This is a genomic window from Candidatus Saccharibacteria bacterium oral taxon 955 (genome assembly GCA_010202265.1).
Taxonomy (GTDB): Bacteria; Patescibacteriota; Saccharimonadia; order Saccharimonadales; family Saccharimonadaceae; genus Saccharimonas.
On sequence record CP047918.1, the window covers coordinates 461422 to 482926 of the forward strand.

The window sequence follows — 21505 nt, forward strand, 5'->3', positions numbered from 1 at the left end:
GAATGATCCCAAAACGCCAATATATTGCCGATCAGTTATTTATCACAGTCAGACGTATGAATTACCGAACGAACACGATCAAGCATTGGCAACGTTTCGTCCGACTGGTAGCCGTCACCGTAGAACTCTCGTCGAAGCTCAGTCTTCAGTCCGAGCAGTGTTGCGCTCGCCCCTAGACCATGAACTAACCGCACGTTAACTGGAGCGCTTTGCATGTACTCGAGGGTTGCTTCCCACCACGGTGACGGAGGCAACCTCTCGCCATGCTCATCCAGTGGAGCTGGCCAGATTTGATCGAGTTGCGCCTCAGTTAGGTTCACTTCATTCTCAACTAGCACTAGCGCCGAACGGGCTATCTTATTTCTAATACAAGCCTGAATCCTCTCCTCCAGGCTTAGCTTAAGCGCATCAGGCTTAATTATACAAAGTGCCCAATCTTCGGCACTGAGCGTCTCAAAACTCGTCTTCTTAGAGGTCAAACCCGTTCCAAGGTTATCGGCGCACCGGGGGCTAACGTATAGATAACTATCACTGTTCACTGGCGGCCCACTGGCTAGTCTCCAGATGCGCCGCTCAGGCGGGATCGTCGCATTGTCATCCTGGACAACGCAAACTTCAGTTTGTTTATTGTGTCGCATCATATCAAGCCTCGCTCTTCTAGTTGTTCTATCGCCTGCTCTATAACCGCCCCACGATCTTGAGTGGCATCAATCTCGATAACATTCGATTGACCTACAAGACGGGTCTGATAATATTTTTCCACCGATTCAAGCAAGACGCGGTTTCGCCATAGCGGGGCATTCCATGCATTTTGTCGCGCTAGACTAACGTCAACCGGCACTCGTAGATAGATAACAACATCAGGCTTTGTTAAATGTCCATTAGCATATGCCCTACGAACCGCTTCAATCGTCAAGCTACACGTCTTAGATTCTGGATCAGCAAGCTCAACAGCAAGCGTAGAATCCACCCCTCGATCCATGACAGTAATACCAGGACGACGCGCTATTGCGTATTTTTTGAGATCGTGATCCAAAAATGGCGTAGGGAGTTCCATGTCAACCGTCGCGACCATCTCTGGTACCGTCGCCACCTTGAGTCGGCCCTCTAAAGCCCTCAACAAAGAGGATTTACCGCTTCCAGGCAGACCTTCCAGGATGACCAGGTGCTGACACGACGATGGGATCACCACCGTATCATCTATAAGGTCTGACAGTGTTTCACGATACTCACGAATCCAGTACATCTCAACAGGATTGATGTCTCGTTGGGCCACGAGCTTTTTCAGTTGGCGCTTCCTCACACCATAATCAGTCAAACATCTATCATACAGTATATGGAGCTGACGATTGACATGATTCGACTCAAAGTTATCGAGAAAAAGATGCTTCGCCTCTAATGAAAGGCTAGCCAGTAGCTTTCGATCCGTCAGCAGAGAATCAATAATCGTCGGCCATCTCTCAAGATTGTCCTCAATTATCATTGCAGGTGATACTGGATATCCCTGCGCCCCAAGAGATGTCGTCAATACTGGGATCCCATGCTTTAAGTATGTTAGATTTTTTATCTTCATCCCAGAACCGCTAAAAATTGGTGCTAGGCCAATTGCAGTACTTCTCAAAATTGGAGTCAGGTCGTCCACCATACCACGCGCATCGATACCCTGGCTGCCGTAGCGCTCCGATCCACGACCGACAAAGCAAAATTGATTATTCTTCATTCGAGACGCAAGCTTATCGACAATAGCCTGTGCGCCTTCTGCGTTTGGTAAATAGCTCATGTTGCCTATATAACTCAACATTTGGCGATCTGGGTCCTGACAAAAATCAGCATCAGTTGCCTCGGTGGCTACAGGCAGCCAGATAAACAGCTTGTTATCAAATTCATGCCAGTTGGTAGCTATATAATCATAATCGTATCGTGACATCACCCTAACTAGACTGGCATAAGCACACGCCTGTCGTTGAAACTCGTCGTGCTTTTTCGTCTCAGACACGGCCTCGTTTCCGGTGAAGTATAGTGGAACAACATCCTTTTCAAGATCATGCATCTCGTAAACCATTGGGACTTCGGCACGACGACAAGCCTCGCCTAGTACTGTAGCAGCTATATACGTCTTGTGTGTTTGCGCTAGCTGGATATTGTAGCGCTTTATCATCATTTCGATATACGAGATTTCAAAAAAATCGTGCTCAGGGATGAGAACGATTGTGTACGGCTCTGACTCTAGTATTTTGTGATCAAGCATGCCACGATCACACATAAACAGCACTACTTCATGAGAAGAGTCATCAGAAATTGAACGAAGCAACTCATGGACATGGAGGCTTATTCCTTCTTTTGGAGGAATAGATATGGCGTCAGAGAATACACCTATCCTCATCTGTTAATCATCCTTCCCGGCAGATAGGTAAAACATCTTGATGCTAGTGATGCTATGCTTACTGTCATGCAAACTCCTAACACTTTAATTATATCATAAAGTAGCTACAAAATCAATACTATTGCCTAGGCATGTACAGCTTGGTACTATAACTGTATGAAACAACTCCGTCCTATCGCTCGTGTTGTCATCATACATGATGATCAAATTATGCTTGTTCGTAACCGCAATGCTAATTTTTGGTATCCGCCAGGTGGAGGCTGGGAGTTTGAGGATGAATCACTGCCAGAATGCGCAAAACGTGAAGTCAAAGAGGAGACCAATTACGACGTGACGATTGACCGTATGCTATGGTTGAGTGAGTTTCGCGAGAAGGACATGGTTTATCTAGAGTCATTTTGGCTTGGTACGCTCAACTCAAACAGCCACGAGGCGCACCGCCAACACTCCGATAGTGACCCTAACGGTGCAGTCGCAGAAGTACGTTGGTTTAGCGAGGAAGAGTTAGTAGACCTAACAGTCTTCCCCGCTTCACTCAAGCGGTTCAGTGAGATTAATCTTGCGGGTCCAGATCCGTATTTAGCTTAGTTAGCCGTGCACTAGAGCTCACTTTGTTCGTAAATTTTAGCGTCAGTAAATGACGCAAATTTCACGTATGCTTTCTTTACGCTACTATAATAACCAATCTCTATCTTTCGGTAACTCATATCTTCCGTAGATCCGTCGCTTAGCGGCCCCATGTAGCTCAGGACGACCTTTTTATTTGTGCCATCTTCGTAATGCTTACACGCATCTAGATCATCTACGAGATGATTTATCCAAGAGGCATCGATCCCCATTGCGCTGTTCCTAGCCTGATTACGTGAGCAAACAAGCACCTTATTGCTCAGCCCCTCTAGGTTAAATAATTTTCTATAGGCAGAGACTGTAGAGTAACTTTCGACGTATTTAGACTTTATTGTGTCAAGAAACTTAGTAGTTGTTCCGCCGTTATTGACTACTGCATCCTGGATGAGTTTTTTCAGCTGCCCAGCGGTAGTCGCTCGATCTGCATCAGCAGTGCGATCACGAAGGCCATTGTAACCAACTATTGCAACTGATGCCAAGATGACAATAACTGCCATAGTGATAAATATTTCAACGATAGTAAAGCCATCTTGGCGCGCCCACAAAGTATTTTTTCGCATATTTTAACTGTAAGCTTGATGGTTATTAAATGCAAGCATACGCCCTAAGCAATATCACAGGCGTGTAGCACTGCTCTAGACTAAACAAACAAAAAGCCACCGTAGTAGGTGGCTTTTTGATCCAACTAGTTTAGCTATTTCGATCGTTTCTCGATAATCTCCTGTGCAACGTTTGGTGGAACCTCCTCGTAGTGAGCCAACTCCATCGTGCTTGCAGCACGACCCTGACTCATACTGCGAATGTCGCTTGTGTAACCAAACATATTTGCGAGCGGAACAACGGCTTTGACGAGCTTAGCGCCGCCCATCAGGTCTTCCATAGCCTCGATACGACCACGTCGCGAGTTCAGGTCACCAATGATATCACCCATAAACTCTTCTGGCGTCGTTACTTCGACATGCATAACTGGCTCAAGCAAGACTGGGGTGGCTTTTTTGATACCCTCGCGAGTAGCCAAACCACCAGCGAGCGAGAAGGCTAATTCTGATGAGTCAACATCATGGTAGCTTCCGTCATAAAGCGTCGCCTTGACATCAACGACCGGATAGCCGGCGATAACACCACCATCGAGCACTTCCTTGATGCCTTTTTGAACGGCTGGGCGGTACTCCTGAGGAACCACGCCACCTTTGATCTCATCGATAAACTCAAAGCCTTTGCCAGTTTCATTTGGCTCAAATCGAACCCAAACATCACCGTACTGACCACGACCACCAGACTGCTTAGCGTGCTTACCCTGGGCTTCAGCCATACTCTTGATCGTTTCACGGAAGGCAACCTGTGGCTCACCGACATTTGCTTCAACGTTAAACTCACGCTTCATACGGTCAATCAAAATCTCAAGATGAAGCTCACCCATTCCAGACATGATAGTCTGACCCGTCTCTTCGTCGGTATGAATTCGGAATGTAGGGTCTTCTTCGGCGAGACGCTGAAGAGCGATGCCCATTTTTTCCTGGTCGGCTTTTGTCTTTGGCTCAACCGCGATACTGACCGGTGGATCTGGGAACTCAATTGATTCAAGTGCAATTGGATGAGCCAACTCGGCAAGCGTATTACCAGTAAAGGTATTTTTCAAACCTACGACTGCAGCGATGTCACCAGCACCGACCTTGTCGATGTCCTCCCGTTTATCTGCATGCATACGAACAATCCGTCCGATACGCTCCTTTTCACCAGTTGTCGTATTTAACACGTAGCTACCAGCCGTCAAGACACCAGAATATACTCGGATGAAGATCAATTTACCAACAAATGGGTCAGCCGCGATCTTGAAAGCGAGAGCAGCCATCGGCTCTTTTTCGTCCGGTTTACGTGAAACTTCGTCGCCAGTCTTTGGATTTTTACCCCAGATCTCGTCGATATCAAGTGGGCTTGGTAGATAATCGGTGATCAAGTCAAGAACTTTCTCAACAATCACACCACGACCGTCACCACCAGTAACGAGATAGAAGTCACCAGCCAAAACGCGCTTACGAAGAGCACTTTTTAGCTCATCAACAGTGATCGACTCCTCGCCCTCATCAAAGAACTTCATCATCAAATCTTCGTCAGCTTCGACTGCGTTTTCAACGAGTAGCGAACGAGCGTTCTTGGCTTTTTCGAGCATATCAGCCGGGATCTCACCGACTTTTAGCTCATGATCAGTAAAGTCGTCGTAGGTATATGCCTTCATATCAATAAGGTCAACGACACCGCAGATATCTTTTTCGAATCCAATTGGCAGATGAATCGGAAATGCCTGCTTAGAGAGGCGGGTACGAATGCTTTCGAGGCTCTTGTAGAAATCACCACCTGTTTGGTTGATCTTGTTAACGAAACAGATACGTGGCACACCGTACTTGTTTGCCTGGCGCCAAACGGTCTCAGACTGTGCCTCAACACCCATTTTGCCGTCAAACACCGTCACCGCACCGTCGAGAACACGCAGGCTACGCTCGACCTCGGCAGTAAAGTCAATGTGACCCGGGGTATCGATGATGTTGATCTTGTGGCCCTTCCAGAAACAGGTAACAGCCGCAGACGTAATAGTAATACCGCGCTCCTTCTCCTGCGCCATCCAGTCGGTAGTTGCACCGTCTCCGTCGCCTTTCACCTCACCAATCTTGTGGTTGATACCAGTACGGTAAAGAATACCTTCAGTTGTAGTTGTTTTACCGGCATCGATATGCGCGATGATACCGACGTTGCGGAAGTCCTTTAGGGGGACATTTGTTGCTGCCATATGGCTCCTACTCTCTTTCGTTTCTACTAATTTATTATTTGCCAGGTTTTCTAGACATTAGAAAACAGCACTTGGATCTAAATATAGCATATTTAGCAACAATTTACTAGTGTTAACTGACAGTTATTATCTATAAAACTAGAGTCGCTTGCTGATCTCAACACTTGGATCAGAAATTGAGACCACAATGTAATCTGACTGAATCCTGTGTGGATCATCATATCCAGCGATCTCAAGCTGAGGCTGACTCAAAACAAGCGCCACATCATAGCCATTCTCGTTTATTCCAGAACCATCAATCATAGCATCAAGCGTAGGAACCGGAGCCACAGCAATATGACTAAAATTACCGACTATTCGCTCTCCTTCAACGACATTCTCACAGGCGACACCAGAGTCGGTTTGATACGCCGTAAAAGCGCCCTCCCCAACAACAACCTTGTCACCAGCCTGGAGCTCAGGCAATTGCAGCACATCCTTGCGATTAAGCATCATCTCGATGAAATTATAGTCCTCAATTCGAAGTGGCGCGTCAGGCTCGGCTGCAATCGCCTCCTTGATATGGTCATCGTAGGCAGAGCGCAGAAGTCTCATGTCTGTACTTAGTGGCACTACTACATGCTTTTCGCCTACCTCGATACCCATCTGCCCCTCGAGGCCACTGACTATTCTAGAAAACTCATCGTATTCGTTTGGTTTTTTGTTGTTCATAAATTCACTCATGATATAAACGCCATCTCCTCAAGCGTGCTTAATGGTACAACATATCGACTATCTACTTCTCCTGGTTCTTGGGCCGGGATTAGCATCACAAATGCGATCTGCTTCTCATCCATAAATGGGTGTTCCGTAATAACACCGTCGAGTATAGCAAAAAGTCCTTGATCGCTAATCTGGTCACCAGTCTCATCAATATATGGACCAATGACCTGGAGCGGGCGACCTCTGTGGAGAATTGCCTCAAGCGTATCGGCAACCGTGGTCATTGCCTGCTCATTCTTCTGTAGTTTCCGCCCTATATCAGATAGCTCCCCAACGCGCCCATACTCTGTGAGGTCTGTATCAGACCCATTGTCAATCGCATGTGCCAGATGAAGGAGATTCTTCCTGAGCGTAACCCTCAACGACTGTTCAATATCCAGTCTTGCGACATTAGCAAGCGCCTCATTGCGTCGGTCATCGTACTCAACACTTGGGATCGAATATCCAACAGACAAGCCAAGATCAACAAAAAACTGGCGCGAAGTTTCCAGCGAGACTATAGGAACATTAATATCTGGATCATTGATCACCCTAGTGCGATTATCGTGTTCTACGTCAGTAAACTCTAAGTAGGCACGAATAACATGATGCGTAACCCCATCCACCTCGCAGGGCCCTACGCGAACATGTGCCTGGGTAAGTGTCCCTTTGGCATTATTTAGGCTACTAGCAGGAACAACATCAAAACCTTTGATGCGAGTATCAACCGTCTCGTTGTCATGATCAATTGTATGTGTGATTGTGGCATTAGAAAGACGCAAACCCTCGCCGGTCACTTCTATTACAGCATTAACCCGTGCCTTCCACCGTTCGAAAAAGTCTGCGACATACTTATTTACTATCTCGTAATCAGCCTCAGCCAGGGCTCGGGTAGGGTAAGAACGCTCTATGTTACTTGAAACTAGCTGGCCTACCGAATGATGTAGATCGCGAAGCTCCTTTAGGAATAGTCGCTCGCGTTCAATCTCACTCTCTGGCGTACCTCGATCCTCACCAGTACCTAGCTCATTATTTTCCGCACCATCCTCTAGGTGCGCCAATACATCAAGCACTGCCATTCCTAAATCTTGTCCAAGCGGTTTTGCCTCAAAATTTTCGTCAAACTGCTCATTTGGCTGAATGATCGTATCCTCACTAAACGGATAGTCCCCGGCCTCGGGACGGTTTGAAGTCAAGCCAGTCAGACTATCGAGCGGGATATAAATTGGGGTACGTCCTCCTTGTGATTCCGGTACTAGATACCAAGTCTCTAGCACAGGGCGATACGAAATTGATGATTGCGCCTCATCGCTTTCTGGTATAACCGCGAGACGGACATTGCTGATCAAGAGTTCACGCAGTGTACCTTTGTATTCCTTTGGCACCTGCTCATACTTCATGGTCCGACCATAGATCGTACCCTGAACGTTAGCGTCATAAGTTGCGTTATCAAATGCGATATGATCAGTAATACAGGTTTCAACTAGGTCGATCACCTTGTCTTTCTCAATCATTCCATCTAACTTCGAAAAATCAATCGTCACGCAGAAGTCATCGAGCGCTCGACGAACAGCTTCTGGGTTTCGACAATTATCAGGAAGCGTCTGAATCTGGGCAAAGATCTCAGACAAATTAGCTCTCACATACTCATCCACACCTTCACGAGTTGGTTCGTGGGGCTCAATATATTCAACATCATCGGGGTAAGATGTAAACCAAATTTGATTGTCATCGTATTCATCGCTGAGACGATACAGCATTACGAGCCGATAGATTGAGCCATGCTCGCCCATCGGGACTTTTTCAACATCGAACCCATCAATAGTCGCTTCAAAATTAGCACCGTCAAAATACTCTCCCATAGTGTCATCTTTGAGCTCGCTGATGCCTGGAAGCGCACCCTCCCTAGCGTGATCGACAACATCCTCCTCGAGAGCATATGCCGTAGGCCTGAGGCGACCAGTTACTTTGATCGGCGCACCATTTAGACCAAGCGACTCCCAATCGCCATTTAGGTTAATTAGTGTATCTTGTATGGCATCCTCAGAAGGATCATCCATATCACTATTTAGCGCTGTTTCGGCATTCTTTGCGTCGTTTAACAGGCGTAGAATACCAGGGTCAATTGTTTCACGAAGACTAGGCCCAGTCTCCCACGCATTTTTGATGATTGCATTGAACGCTTCGTCATCACTATGGCTCGGTAGCGGCTCTCGTATCATGGATCAATTAAACAGAAGCCAAGCAATGAATGCAAGCGTAAGCGCTAGAACTGTGGCGGCAACTGCTTGTCGTATCGCGAAGAACTGATCCACAGAATCGACGAGCATGGAAATAATAGCTCGCGTTCTGCGCCATCTGGCTCAAGCGATGTTGCCTGGACAAATGGAACACATTTATGCTTCCCTTTTAGCTCCGATACGGTAACATCAGCAGGTCTTAACGCGACATCACTAATTTTCATCGTCTGTGAATATGGATAAGCCAGCCTAACAGGTAGACCGCTACCATCGTCATTAACCAAAATAGCATCACCTAAAATCGACACGTGGTATGTCGCTAATGGATCGATTTCAGCCCGCGAACGCAAATACTGTGCCCCATCCCTGAGACGCTCTAGCTGCTCATCATTGCCGAGATCGGCGACAATGTAATATTCAGCAAAGTCTCGCAACACTTGATCATCACGACGAGCTGTAAAGTTTAGTTCATCAATCGTCGTGGCCGAATCAGGAAAATAATACGCAAAACGCTCTTCACGTAACTCTGGTGAAGGAAATGGTAAATCTAGTTGAACTATGCCATTCAACGGCGCTACAATATGAGTCTTTGTCCCGCCATCTATATCAGAATCTACCTCTATGAGATGTGAGATATGCGGAAAGTGGTCGGCTGCCTCCTCGGATTCGTTTGTAAAAAACAAAAAGCCTCTTGAAATACCAGTTTTCTCTATGTACTTACGAGGCTGAGCCTCGTACCTATTACCCCGAACTGGCCAGCCCATCCCCGTCAACGTGATAGGCATACCCATATAGCGCCATTTTTTATCCAGCTCTCTAACATGAGCATTTTTGATCTCCCTAAAATCACCTTCTGCCGTCCTCAAAACCGCCTCTTCTCGATCCAAAGCCTCCGCATGCAAGTCAATAAGGTAGGGATCAACAATCTGACATACTAGCTTATCTGTCAGATCAAAAAATATAGCATCTTCCTCAGACTTACTTCGAGAAGGCAATTCACTCATAGGATAATATTTAGCATTATCTTGCTATCACGACAAGCTTAAGGGTCATGGGATCTAGCTAGCCTTCGCGGAAAAATGCTTCTTGGCAGGCCGGGTCATTCGATAGGCCCTGCACCCGAGCTAGCCTCCTCAGCGTCTGTCGTACTTCGTTTAGCTCCATACTGGCCAGAAGCTCCCTGTCTGGCAAAAGACCGACTTGACCGTCTTTGATACGCCCTAGCTCATCATGGAGTCTATGGAGCCTATACTGCTCCTTGTTTTGCTCGGATATCGACAAATCAGATAGACCATGGTATCTAACGATATCATATAGATGAAGCACTGTCTGCTGCTCCTGATAATACTGCTCCATAGTATCTATGCCAGGCTGCTTTGGTGGCTCAGTTATCTTGTGGAGATAATCATGTAAATCTCTCGGTATGATGACTCTCAAGCTCTGCGAGCTACGAAATTTCATCGGTATTTTACGTCGTGCGCCAAGTCCTTCGCCCGCGTAATCGGCCCGTGGCCACATGATGTGATGCGGCCCTACATATGATCCACCCCAGTAAAAATCAGTTGACACCGATCCCAGGATTCGTCGAAATAACTCTTTTTTATCAACGATACCAAACTCATCATACGGAGTCTCGATCGGCTCGACCACCTCAACACGACCACCATTTACTAAAAGCCTGTCAGACTGTTCGGCAATCCGTGCAAAAAGACGCTCATTTCTGAGATCTTTTTGATGAAACTTCGGTGCTGTCTCCCTCATATGCTTATACTATTTCATATTTTAGATAAATTATCAACAAAAAATCCGCCCCTAGAAAATCCACGGGGCGGATAAATTGTCACCTCAACCGAACTAACTGCGGGCAAAGTGCGCAAAAGCGCGGTTTGCCTCTGCCATTCTGTGAGTATCTTCTTTCTTCTTGAAAGCGATTCCTGTCTCATTAAAGGCATCGATAATCTCGGTAGCAAGACGCTTTTCGTACGGCATACCGCTCTTTGAACGAGCCGCCTGAACCAGCCACATAAACGCAAAGTGTTGCTGGCGATGCCCCTGGATCGGGAATGGAATCTGGTAGTTCGCACCGCCGACTCGACGAGACTTGACCTCGAAGTTCGGGCTAATATTCTTGATACATTTTTCAAATACCTCAAGAGGGTCTTCGCTTTTGAGAGTCTTTGCAGCCTGCTCAAGCGCGTTATAAACAGCGCGCTCCGCAACAAGTTTTTTACCATCTAGCATCGACTTATTGATAAGGCGCTGTACCAAAATACTCTGGTACTTGCGATCTGGCTTAATCTGACGCTGAAGCTTTTTAGTAACTTTGCGAGGCATGACTACTTCTCCTCCTTCTTAGCGCCGTACTTAGAACGGCCCTGCTTACGCTTAGCCACACCCTGTAGGTCGAGAGCGCCACGAACAATGTGATAGCGAACACCAGGCAAGTCTGGCACACGACCACCGCGAACAAGCACGACAGCGTGCTCCTGTAGATTATGCCCCTCACCGCCGATATAAGCCCAAACCTCGTGACCGTTAGTCAGGCGAACACGCGCGACTTTGCGAAGCGCTGAGTTTGGTTTCTTTGGAGTTTTAGTGGTGACTTTGACACAAACACCACGCTTAAGTGGTGCATCTTGGTCATAATAGCGAACTTTTAATGCGTTATGAATACGCCCAAGCGCTGGAGACTTTGACTTCTTGTTCGCAGTCTGGCGTGGCTTACGCACCAATTGATTAATTGTTGGCATATATTCCTTTCACGTTGCGGACATAGTTGCGTCAAATATTGCCGCATCTTAGTCCCATAATTGTGATTAGTACTTAAAATTGTTAGGCTTGCTAAAGGCCTGGTTGTGATATCCGCGCAGCAAACGCAACATCACGTCTTTAACAGTAGAATCTGCTTCACACTCACGTCAATCTACTAAAAAAGAGAAACTCGCTTATTAGTATAGCAAATTAGTTATACTTTGTCTAGCCCACACCTCTTGTCGAACCGAGGCGGGATCGGTACAATATACATATACATAAGTGATATGAAGTGGGGACACTATGCAGGAGCCAAACAACGATCGTTTTAGCAAAGAAATACAAGACGTAGAGAATACCGAGGTCACGGTACCACCTGTCGATGAACACGCGTCGGCTGAAACCACCTCAAAAAGCACCCCGGCCTTCACAAAAAAAGCTCGCTCACAATCTAGGCCTGTCTTTGTTCTGATATTAGCAATATTCATGACAGCACTTGGAGCTTTTGTCGGTATTGTCGTATACAAGGCGTACTTTGAGCGTCCAGCAACCGAAGCCCCAGTCGTAGCCCCTCAGACCCCAAAACCGACCCCAATTACCGCTAAGACTTTAATTGATAAAATCAAGTCAAATGTAAAAGCTGAGCAAGTAGAAATAGGCGAACGCGCTGGTGCATCGACCCTAACAAAAGATAAGCTTGTCGCCTACAGCGTACCGATATATAAACCATCTGGGTATACTTTTTCAACAGTTCCCGCAGAGATGTTTGGTGTCTCTACCTCATCCAGCACTCAATCATTAGTCGAAGCTGATATTGCTTTTGCAAAGCAATATCTAGAATCAAAAGGTCTAAAAGCCGACAAAACTACAACTGACACACAAAACAATATCGTTCAGGAGACTGTTTACTCAAATGACAACATTCAGTGTATCGTTCGTCTATCTCACCACTCTACTGGCTATCGATCACACATTGGCTGTGCCGATGCGTCTAGCTACGTAAACACCGCCAAGCAACTAAAACCCCTTCACGAAGCCTATCTAACCTCTGCTCAAAACCCAATTCACGACGGTCTATCTATGGGTAGCGCCATCATCGAGAATAGCAGTGTTGCTGGATACAAACGAGCCGAAGTCTCGATGGGAAGCGCCAATAGCAAAACCGGTGGCTTCAAGGGGCTATTTTACCAAGGCTCTGATAAGAAATGGCACTGGCTCATCGGCACACAGAGTATCCCAACTTGCGCAAGCTACCCAGAAGGCGACGCGCGCAAGGCTTTTGCTGGTCAACCATGCACCGATACTAACGGCAACCAAATCAAGGTCAATCCATAATGCACCCTAACCACGATCAACCAACATATAGCGACAACGACATTCAAAACGCAGGACAACCACCAGAGCCAAAACCTCTGGCCCCTACGCCAGTAGTTCATGATTATCTACACCCGATTCAGGACAAGCCCAAGCACGCATATCACCCTAAGCGAATGATGATAGTCCTTAGTTCAATTGTTGCCGTGTCACTTATCGCCGTTGCCATCATGCTGATCTATGCCCTATCTCCAACTCAGCAAAATAAAAAAACCAACGGGTCAGACCAGTCAAACAAGTCTACCCCACAAAAAGACGCCCTGACAGCCAAGCAAACCGTTAAAAATGTTGCCGTCTATTTCAAGGGTCAAGAAAAACCAAAGAGTCCAATTACGCGACCAGTTATGGCGCCAGGCAAAGCCTTTTACACCGTCATTCCCGACGTCCCGCCGTTGGTTGGCATCGCCGGCCCAGTCAGTGCCGATAAGTCAGACATGCAACTAGAGTCAATCCTCAAAGCTATGGACTACGATAAATTTGCCAAAAAGGTGCGCGAGGACGGTGCAAATAACACAAACTATCTTGCAGACCTTACTCGCGACGACGTCATCTGCCAAGTTCAGGTGATCAAACAAAAAGACGTAAACGCCGAGCACTGGACAGAACTACGCTGTTTAGATATGGGCACCTACGCAGAATACGCCGAAACTCAACAGCCACTCGCCGCACTTTACACGCCATTAACCGCTAGTAGCGTACAATATGGATTTGTCGGAAAACCCATGACAAAACCTAGTCAAACCGACGGCTACACTCACGCTGAATTACCTGTCAGCACGGTCATCGACAATACTATGACCTCGAGTAATCGCTTGGCACTGTTTTATCAATCTCCAGATAAGCTATGGCGATACTTCACCGACCGCGACTCCAATCTCACAGTGGAGTGTGAACAATATGACACACCAAACCTAAAGACTGCCTATGCCAACGAGACCTGTCGTCGCGTCAAAACAGGAGCAAGCGAAACAATCATTCCGCCAAAAAAGCGCTAATTATTCTAAAATACTCACACAAGCATAGTTAAAATAACATACTAAATACCACCCATTTCTGGGTGGTATTTTGGAGCACTGCCCTTTGGTCCTAAGAGCTAAGATCGACGTCCGCCGAGATCTCGTCCTCGATTTCAGCGAGATCTTCGACGTACTCATCCTCAGGAGTAGTCTCGTCCTCATCGAGCGGATGAGCACCAGTACCGACTGGAATCTTTCGTCCGATAATAACGTTCTCCTTGAGTCCATTGAGCTTGTCGGCGCGTCCACTTGTCGCTGCGTTGATAAGCACACGAGTAGTATCCTGGAATGATGCAGCCGACAGCCAGCTATCACTCCAGATAGAAACCTTCGTTATACCGAGCAGCAACTGGGTGTACTGCGCTGGCGCTTTGCCTTCAGCGACAAGCATCTTATTGGCATCAACAACACTCGCCTTAGAAACGATGTCGCCCATGACGAATGTACTGTCACCTGGGTCTTCAACCTGAACCCGACTAAACATCTGACGCACAATGATCTCAAGATGCTTGTCAGCGACATCCTGACCCTGCGCAGCATAGATACGGAGCACTTCGTTGATGATATAACGCTGTGTCGCCTCAGTGCCCTTAAGTCGCATCAAGTCATGTAGGTTCAACGATCCGATCGTCAGACGATCGCCAGCCTCTACATGGTCTCCAGCATTTACAACAAGTTGCATATTGCCCGGGATTTCATAGCGAACTGGAGCAGATGCGTTTGCAGCAATCACCAAAGTGTCCTCAGCTACATCGACAACACCGTCAAATGGTGCGACGAGCGGGTGAGCCTCACCCTCGGCGCTCGCCAGTACGTCACCAACTTTTACGCTTGACCCAGCTTTTACACTGACCGTACGACCCTCAAGTGGCATTCGCTCTACATGACCTGCCTCTGGAGTGACTTGAACGATATATTTACGATTATCCTCCCAGACATCAACCGTACCAGTAACTTCTGACATGTAGGCCTGACCTTTTGGATTACGCGCCTCAAACAGCTCTTCAACGCGTGGAAGACCCTGAGTAATGTCACTACCACCTACACCAGAGCTATGGAAGGTGTTAAGCGTCAACTGAGTACCTGGCTCACCGACTGACTGTGCGGCAATGACACCTACCGGCTGAGCGTCGTCAACGAGCATACCGGTCGCCATGTCGATACCATAGCTCTTGCGTGGAATACCGTTGAGATTGTTTGTTGACAAGATTGACTGAATCTTTACCTCTGTGATCTTCTTGTCCGCGTCAATCGCATCTGCAATCTCGCGAGTAATCAGCTCATCAGCGCCAATGTGGCCTGGAACTTCTTCGGCAGTATAGCGCCCAAATAGACGATTACCGAACTCAATCATCGTCATCTCTGACTCTGAGCGGTAAATACTGAAGCCCTGGTCGTCACCAGCTTCATCCTCAACTGTGAAGACATCCTGGCTCACGTCGACGAGACGGCGTGTTAGGTAGCCAGAGTCAGCAGTCTTGAGAGCGGTATCGATCAGACCTTTACGCGCACCACGAGTCGCGACAAAGGCTTCAAGACTCGAAAGACCTTTCTTGAAGTTTGAGCGAACCGGTAGCTCAATTTCACGGTTGGTCGCATCCACTTGGATACCGATCATCGCACTTGCCAACTTTACGTTGGTAATGTTACCGCGAGCACCAGAGTTAACCATAGTCGAGATACTAGTATCCATATGCGCTAACTCGCTCTTTAGGAACTCCTCAACCTTCTTGTCGACACCGCGCCAGTTTGCAACCGTCAAACTATAACGCTCGTCTTCTGTGATAAGACCCTGGTCGTACTGACCTGAAATAATTGCGGTCTTTTCATCACCTTCAGCCACAAAGTTTGCGATCTCGTCAAAGTTTAGGTAATCCTGCATACCGGTCGAAACAGCTGATGTTGTCGCGAAACGAAACGCCAAGCCCTTCATACGGTCCGCTGTCTTTGCGGTCTCTTCAGCCCCGTACTTATCAAATATTTGCGCCAGGACCTTCTTGAGCTCTTTCTTATTTTGGACGTTGTTGTTGTATGGGAAGTCCTCTGGAAGAATCTCATTAAAGAACACTCGCCCAAGCGTTGTGTTGCGAATCTCGCCTTTTGCGCGAACTCGAATTGGGCTCTGAAGATGAAGCTTGCCCATATCGTAAGCCAGCTCAGCATCACGGCTATTGGCAAATACGGCCACCGTATCTGTCTGCGCACTTGGTTTATCGTAAGTCAAGTAGTAGTTACCAAGAACGATGTCCTGGTTGATGTTTAACACTGGGCTACCATCAGCAGGTTTGAGCAGGTTATTGACCGCACTCATGAGCTCACGAGCCTCCGCCTGTGCATCGGTCGACAGCGGTAGGTGAACTGCCATCTGGTCACCGTCGTAGTCAGCATTAAAGCCTGACGCTACCAGCGGATGAAGCTGGATCGCCTTACCCTCGACAAGAACAGGCTGGAAGGCCTGAATACTCAAGCGGTGAAGTGACGGCGCACGGTTGAGGAGGACATACTTGCCTTCGATGCATGCATCAAGCGCGTCCCAGACAACTGCCTCACCCGCCTCAATCAGACGAGTTGCACTACGGATATTGTGCGCGTACTCACCACGAATCAGCCAGCTAATAACAAATGGCTTGAATAGCTCGAGCGCCATCTGCTTTGGCAGACCACATTGATTGATTTTCAGCTTTGGACCAACGACGATAACCGAACGACCCGAGTAGTCAACACGCTTACCGAGGAGGTTTTGACGGAAACGACCCTGCTTTCCTTTGAGCATATCTGAGATACTCTTGAGGCGGCGGCGACCACCAGTTGCGTTAACAGCACGACTGCCGCGAGCCGCACTGTTATCGATGAGGCTATCTACTGCCTCTTGAAGCATGCGCATCTCGTTACGACGGATAACTTCCGGCGCGTTGAGGTCGATCAACTTCTTGAGACGATTGTTACGGTTGATAACTCGTCGATAGAGGTCATTTAGGTCGCTGGTTGCGAAACGGCCACCAGTCAGCTGCACCATTGGACGAAGATCCGGCGGAATCACTGGCAGAACCGTTAGACACAGGCTAGATGGTTTGATACCAGCCGCTTGCATACCCTCTAGCACCTTGAGACGCTTGAGGAGCTTCTTCTCACGCTGACCCTTGGCGCCCTCCACTTCTTCTTGTAGACGAACGATCAATTCGTCGAGGTTAACCTCATCGAGCAACGCCTTGAGCGCAGGACCGCCCATTCCAACTGTGATTAGTTCCTCGTACTCTTCTGGAAGATTACGGAAATCAGTTTCATTGAGAAGTGCGCCTTTTTGAAGACTATCGAGCTGTGACTTCCTGAGTGTGTAGTTAGCTTCAAGCTCTTCGATTTCACGAGTCTGCTCCTCGGCGAGCTTCTTGACGTCCGCTCCCTCGGCCTCAGCTTCTTTCTCAAATCGAATCTTGATCGCAACGCGACCAGCGTCAGTCTCCGCCTCGAGATCCGCCAGCATCTGATCACGCTTCTCAGCGTCAACACCTAGCACAACGTAGGTCGCAAAGTATGCAATACGCTCGAGATTACGGACAGTAATACCAAGCAGCAAGCTCATTGCACTTGGAGTACCACGCATAAACCAGATGTGTGCCACTGGAGCAGCTAGCTGAATGTGACCCATACGCTCGCGGCGAACGATCGACTTGGTAACTAGTTCACCGTTCTTGTCGACAGCCGCCTCACGAGAGCGGACACCTTTCAGTTTTGAATCATGCGGGTTGATGTCTTTTACTGGCCCAAAAATTCTTTCACAGAAGAGACCGTCGCGCTCTGGTTTTTGGGTTCGATAGTTGATTGTTTCAGGCTTGGTAACTTCGCCGTAGCTCCACTTGAGGATATCCTCTGGGCTTGCGACAGCGAGGCGTACCGCGTCAAAATCAGCGATGCCTGTCGTCGATACAACTCGTGACATATTACGCCTCCTCCTTAATTTCATCTATTTCATCAATATCCTGGATACTCATGCCATCATCGATGTTGCCAATTTCATCAGCTTCATCGAGAACAAGTTCGGTTGGTTCATCATCAATCACGGGCACTGATTTATCTGCTGGACCACTCGTCTCGATAATTGATTCAGCGTCGGTTTCTGATCCGCTTTCATCAACCAAGTCAACACGCAGACCTAGACCCTGGAGCTCCTTGACGAGAACATTGAAACTCTCTGGAAGCTTTGGACCAGTGATGATGTCATCCTTGATAATTGACTCATAAGCCTTTGCACGTCCGTAGACATCGTCAGACTTAATCGTAAGCATTTCTTGAAGCGTGCTTGCCGCGCCATATGCTTCAAGCGCCCACACCTCCATCTCACCAAATCGCTGACCACCATTCTGTGCTTTACCACCAAGTGGCTGCTGGGTGACCATTGTGTACGGACCAGTTGAGCGGGCGTGAATTTTATCACTAACCATGTGATGCAACTTGATCATATGCATGACACCAACAGTAGTGCGCTCCTCAAAGGCTTCGCCACTGCGGCCATCAAAGAGCTGACTCTTGCCGTCTGGCGCAAATCCAGCTTTTACGAGCTCACTCTCGATAACATCATTTGGCACACCATTAAATGGAGGGGTCGCAACCTTATATCCAAGTGTGCGTGCCGCCATACCGAGGTGCGTCTCAAATAGCTGACCGAGGTTCATACGGCTCGGAACACCTAGTGGGTTAAGCACGATGTCAACTGGCGTGCCATCTGCCATATAAGGCATATCCTCTACTGGCAGGATCCTGGCAACAACGCCCTTGTTTCCGTGACGACCAGCCAGCTTGTCTCCGACACTGATCTTGCGCAACTGTGCAACAAAGATCTGAATCTGCATCAAAACACCAGCTTTGAGCTCATGTCCATTCTCGCGCGAGAATATCTTTACGCCGACAACTTTACCGCCACCAGCGTTATTCATACGCTGGCTAGTGTCGCGAACGTCTTTAGCCTTTTCGCCAAAGATTGCACGAAGCAGACGCTCCTCAGAGCTTAGCTCTTGCTCACCCTTTGGCGTAATTTTTCCGACCAAGACATCTCCAGCCGCTACCTCTGAACCAAGCTGAACAATACCATTCTCGTCAAGGTGTCGCAGGCTATCCTCAGAAACATTTGGGATATCACGAGTAACGATCTCTGGGCCGAGCTTGGTTTCGCGAACTTCAACATTGTAGTCCTTGATATTGATACTGGTCAAAGTGTCGTCCTCGACCAAACGACGAGAAATAACCACTGCGTCGTCCATGTTGTAACCAGCCCATGGCATAAATGCTACGACAAGGTCCTTACCGAGTGCTAGCTCGCCATCAGCGATCGACATGCCCTCAATCAAGATATCGCCATTTACAACCTTGTCGCCACGAGCAACTCGTACTTTCTGGTTAACACAACGATCATCGTTGCTCTTTGCAAAGTGGATCAATTCATAAGATTTCTTACCATCTTTGTACTGAACTTCGATAACATCGCCATCAGCGCGTACCACTTCACCGTCGCCTTCAGCGACGATAAGCTGACTCGAATCGCGAGCTACCGTACCCTCAACGCCAGTTCCGACCGTAGGCGCTTCTGGCACAAGCAATGGAACAGCCTGACGCTGCATGTTTGAACCTGTCAATGAACGGTCGATACGGTTCTTTTCAATAAATGGAACAAGCGCTGCGGTTGAACCGAGGATCTGCTTGTGAGCAGCGTCCATATAAGTAACCTCAGAAACATCAACCGAGCCCGGCTTGAGGAACTTACGTGCCGAAACACGATCAGATACGAACTTACCGTTTTGGTCGAGCTCAGCACCAGCGTCAGCGATTACCTCTGCGACCTCTTGCGATGCATCCAGGTAGACGATCTCGTCAGTAACTCGACCATTCTCAACCTTGCGATATGGCGTCTCGATAAAACCATACTCATTAATACGAGCATATGTAGCGAGGTTAAGCACCAACCCGATGTTGGCACCCTCTGGTGTCTCAACTGAACAGATACGACCATAGTGGGTTGGGTGCGCGTCACGGACATCAAATCCAGCACGCTCACGAGAGAGGCCACCAGGACCCATTGAACTGAGTCGGCGCTTGTGTGAGAGTTCAGAAATTGGATTCACCTCGTCAAGCAACTGAGATAGCTGTGAACTAGCAAAGAATTCACGCACCGCCGCCACTACAGGACGAGCGTTGATTAACTGAGATGGCGTAACCGTCGTAATATCGCTCATACTCATGCGATCCATCGCGTTACGCTGCATACGTAGCATACCGACACGGAACTGACGTGCGACAAGTTCACCGACAAGTTTGATGCGACGATTTGAGAGAGCGTCGATGTCGTCGCCAGCTTCTTGAGTATTGTTTAGGCGGATCAACTCGCGTATGATCGCTACCAAATCCTCGAGCTTAAATACGCGGTTTTCGGCAGTGTTTGGCGTATCTAGACCGAGGCGCTGATTCATCTTGTAGCGTCCAACTCGGCTATAATCAAATCTCTTGAAGTCGTAGAACATACGCTCGATCATCTGACGAGCGTTATCGACAGTCGCCAGATCTCCTGGACGAAGACGACGATAAACCTCGATAAGTGCCTCATTTACACCATGGCTTGGGTCTTTTTCAAGTGTCTCTTCGATGTACTTGATTTCACCGGTATCTACATCCTTGAACAGATCCCTAATCTCGCTAAGCTTGCTATATCCAAGCGCTCGAAGCAGGGTTGTAACAGGGATCTTTCGACGACGATCGATCTTTACGTAAATTGCACCGTTTGCGGCTGTCTCAAACTCTAGCCAAGCGCCACGACCTGGGATCAACTTCGCGCTGTAGAGGTTGCGTCCGACACCTTTTTCAGCGGTAAAGAATACTCCAGCTGAGCGAATAAGCTGGCTGACAACAACTCGTTCAGTACCATTTATGATAAACGTCGCGCGATCAGTCATCCATGGATAATCACCAAGGTAGATCTCCTGCTCCTTGACCTCACCAGTGACCTTGTTTGTCAGTTCAACATTGACATGAAGTGGCGCATCAAACGTAAGGTTATTTTCCTTGGCGAAATGCTCGTTGTTTTTTGGCTCCTGGAACGAATAGTCCTTGAAGCGTAGTTCGAGTTTTTGTCCGGTGTAGTCCTCAATCGGGTTGAGTTCTGCAAAAATCTCGCTCAGTCCCGTTTCGATGAAATCTTTCCAAGATTCCTTCTGGTGGGCCAGTAGATTTGGCACCTCCAGCGCAGTGTCATTTTCGGTGAAAAACACACGAGTTGCTGGAGCCGCAGCCGATTTAGTGGCTTTTGGCATAGATACTCCCTCTCTCACAAGAGTATTAGTTTGGTAGATATTATTTGCGTAGCAACAGTGGTGGGTCGTCCCTCGTTGCTAGGCTTGGCGCCGAAGCTTTACTTAACGTAGATTTTCACATACTAAAACGCCACGCCACAGGCGTAGTACATCATCGACCCACGTTACACAATCTTCATTAGTGTTTAGTCTAGCAAAAATGCCGTGGAATTGTCAACAATATTTGACCTATTTTTGATCGTTTTTTTGGAACAAAAAAGTAAAGGCCCGGCTTTTCCATAGTTGACAAACAA

The 21505-nt window shown here is 47.8% G+C and carries 15 protein-coding genes; 3 read left to right on the plus strand and 12 right to left on the minus strand.

Annotated elements, in window-relative coordinates:
• Nucleotides 1-35: 35 nt before the first annotated feature.
• Together GWK75_02520 and GWK75_02525 are read right to left on the minus strand one after the other, a co-directional pair.
• A complete protein-coding gene (locus GWK75_02520) occupies nucleotides 36-641 on the minus strand; it encodes a hypothetical protein (protein ID QHU91317.1) in 606 nt (201 codons plus the stop codon).
• A complete protein-coding gene (locus GWK75_02525; protein ID QHU91318.1) occupies nucleotides 638-2383 on the minus strand; it encodes a glycosyltransferase in 1746 nt (581 codons plus the stop codon). Before GWK75_02525 ends, GWK75_02520 begins: the two co-directional genes overlap by 4 nt.
• 156 nt (nucleotides 2384-2539) lie before the next feature.
• Here GWK75_02525 and GWK75_02530 point away from each other — a divergent pair, with 156 nt between their 5' ends.
• A complete protein-coding gene (locus tag GWK75_02530; protein QHU91319.1) occupies nucleotides 2540-2971 on the plus strand; it encodes an NUDIX domain-containing protein in 432 nt (143 codons plus the stop codon).
• A gap of 11 nt (nucleotides 2972-2982) precedes the next feature.
• On the opposite strand, the gene GWK75_02535 is transcribed toward GWK75_02530, so the two are convergent.
• From GWK75_02535 to rpsL, 8 genes are all read right to left on the minus strand, one after another.
• Complete coding sequence (locus GWK75_02535) at nucleotides 2983-3570, minus strand: prepilin-type N-terminal cleavage/methylation domain-containing protein (protein ID QHU91320.1); 588 nt, start codon at nucleotides 3568-3570, stop codon at nucleotides 2983-2985.
• 134 nt (nucleotides 3571-3704) lie between these two features.
• Nucleotides 3705-5795, minus strand: coding sequence for an elongation factor G (fusA, locus tag GWK75_02540; GenBank protein ID QHU91321.1), 2091 nt, complete (start codon nucleotides 5793-5795; stop codon nucleotides 3705-3707).
• Nucleotides 5796-5933: 138 nt separating this feature from the next.
• On the minus strand, nucleotides 5934-6518 hold the full coding sequence (locus tag GWK75_02545) for a hypothetical protein (GenBank protein ID QHU91322.1): 585 nt from the start codon (nucleotides 6516-6518) through the stop codon (nucleotides 5934-5936).
• Nucleotides 6515-8758 carry a hypothetical protein gene (locus GWK75_02550; protein ID QHU91323.1) on the minus strand — a complete coding sequence of 748 codons (2244 nt, stop codon included), beginning with the start codon at nucleotides 8756-8758 and terminating at the stop codon, nucleotides 6515-6517. Before GWK75_02550 ends, GWK75_02545 begins: the two co-directional genes overlap by 4 nt.
• A 44-nt stretch (nucleotides 8759-8802) precedes the next feature.
• Nucleotides 8803-9780, minus strand: coding sequence for a hypothetical protein (locus GWK75_02555; GenBank protein ID QHU91324.1), 978 nt, complete (start codon nucleotides 9778-9780; stop codon nucleotides 8803-8805).
• Between the two features lie 58 nt (nucleotides 9781-9838).
• Nucleotides 9839-10537, minus strand: coding sequence for a hypothetical protein (locus tag GWK75_02560; protein QHU91325.1), 699 nt, complete (start codon nucleotides 10535-10537; stop codon nucleotides 9839-9841).
• Between the two features lie 93 nt (nucleotides 10538-10630).
• The gene (gene rpsG / locus GWK75_02565; GenBank protein QHU91326.1) at nucleotides 10631-11110 is read right to left on the minus strand and encodes a 30S ribosomal protein S7; all 480 of its coding nucleotides are present in this window, start codon (nucleotides 11108-11110) and stop codon (nucleotides 10631-10633) included.
• 2 nt (nucleotides 11111-11112) lie between these two features.
• Nucleotides 11113-11526 carry a 30S ribosomal protein S12 gene (gene rpsL / locus GWK75_02570; protein QHU91327.1) on the minus strand — a complete coding sequence of 138 codons (414 nt, stop codon included), beginning with the start codon at nucleotides 11524-11526 and terminating at the stop codon, nucleotides 11113-11115.
• A 304-nt stretch (nucleotides 11527-11830) separates the two neighbouring features.
• On the opposite strand from rpsL, the gene GWK75_02575 reads away from it, so the two are divergent.
• Both GWK75_02575 and GWK75_02580 read left to right on the plus strand, forming a co-directional pair.
• The gene (locus tag GWK75_02575; GenBank protein ID QHU91328.1) at nucleotides 11831-12862 is read left to right on the plus strand and encodes a hypothetical protein; all 1032 of its coding nucleotides are present in this window, start codon (nucleotides 11831-11833) and stop codon (nucleotides 12860-12862) included.
• Nucleotides 12862-13896, plus strand: coding sequence for a hypothetical protein (locus tag GWK75_02580; protein QHU91329.1), 1035 nt, complete (start codon nucleotides 12862-12864; stop codon nucleotides 13894-13896). Before GWK75_02575 ends, GWK75_02580 begins: the two co-directional genes overlap by 1 nt.
• Nucleotides 13897-13987: 91 nt before the next feature.
• On the opposite strand, the gene rpoC is transcribed toward GWK75_02580, so the two are convergent.
• Nucleotides 13988-17854 carry a DNA-directed RNA polymerase subunit beta' gene (gene rpoC, locus GWK75_02585; GenBank protein ID QHU91330.1) on the minus strand — a complete coding sequence of 1289 codons (3867 nt, stop codon included), beginning with the start codon at nucleotides 17852-17854 and terminating at the stop codon, nucleotides 13988-13990.
• Between the two features lies 1 nt (nucleotide 17855).
• Nucleotides 17856-21212: a DNA-directed RNA polymerase subunit beta gene (locus GWK75_02590; GenBank protein ID QHU91331.1), complete on the minus strand. Its 3357-nt coding sequence runs from the start codon at nucleotides 21210-21212 to the stop codon at nucleotides 17856-17858.
• Between the last annotated feature and the right edge of the window lie 293 nt (nucleotides 21213-21505).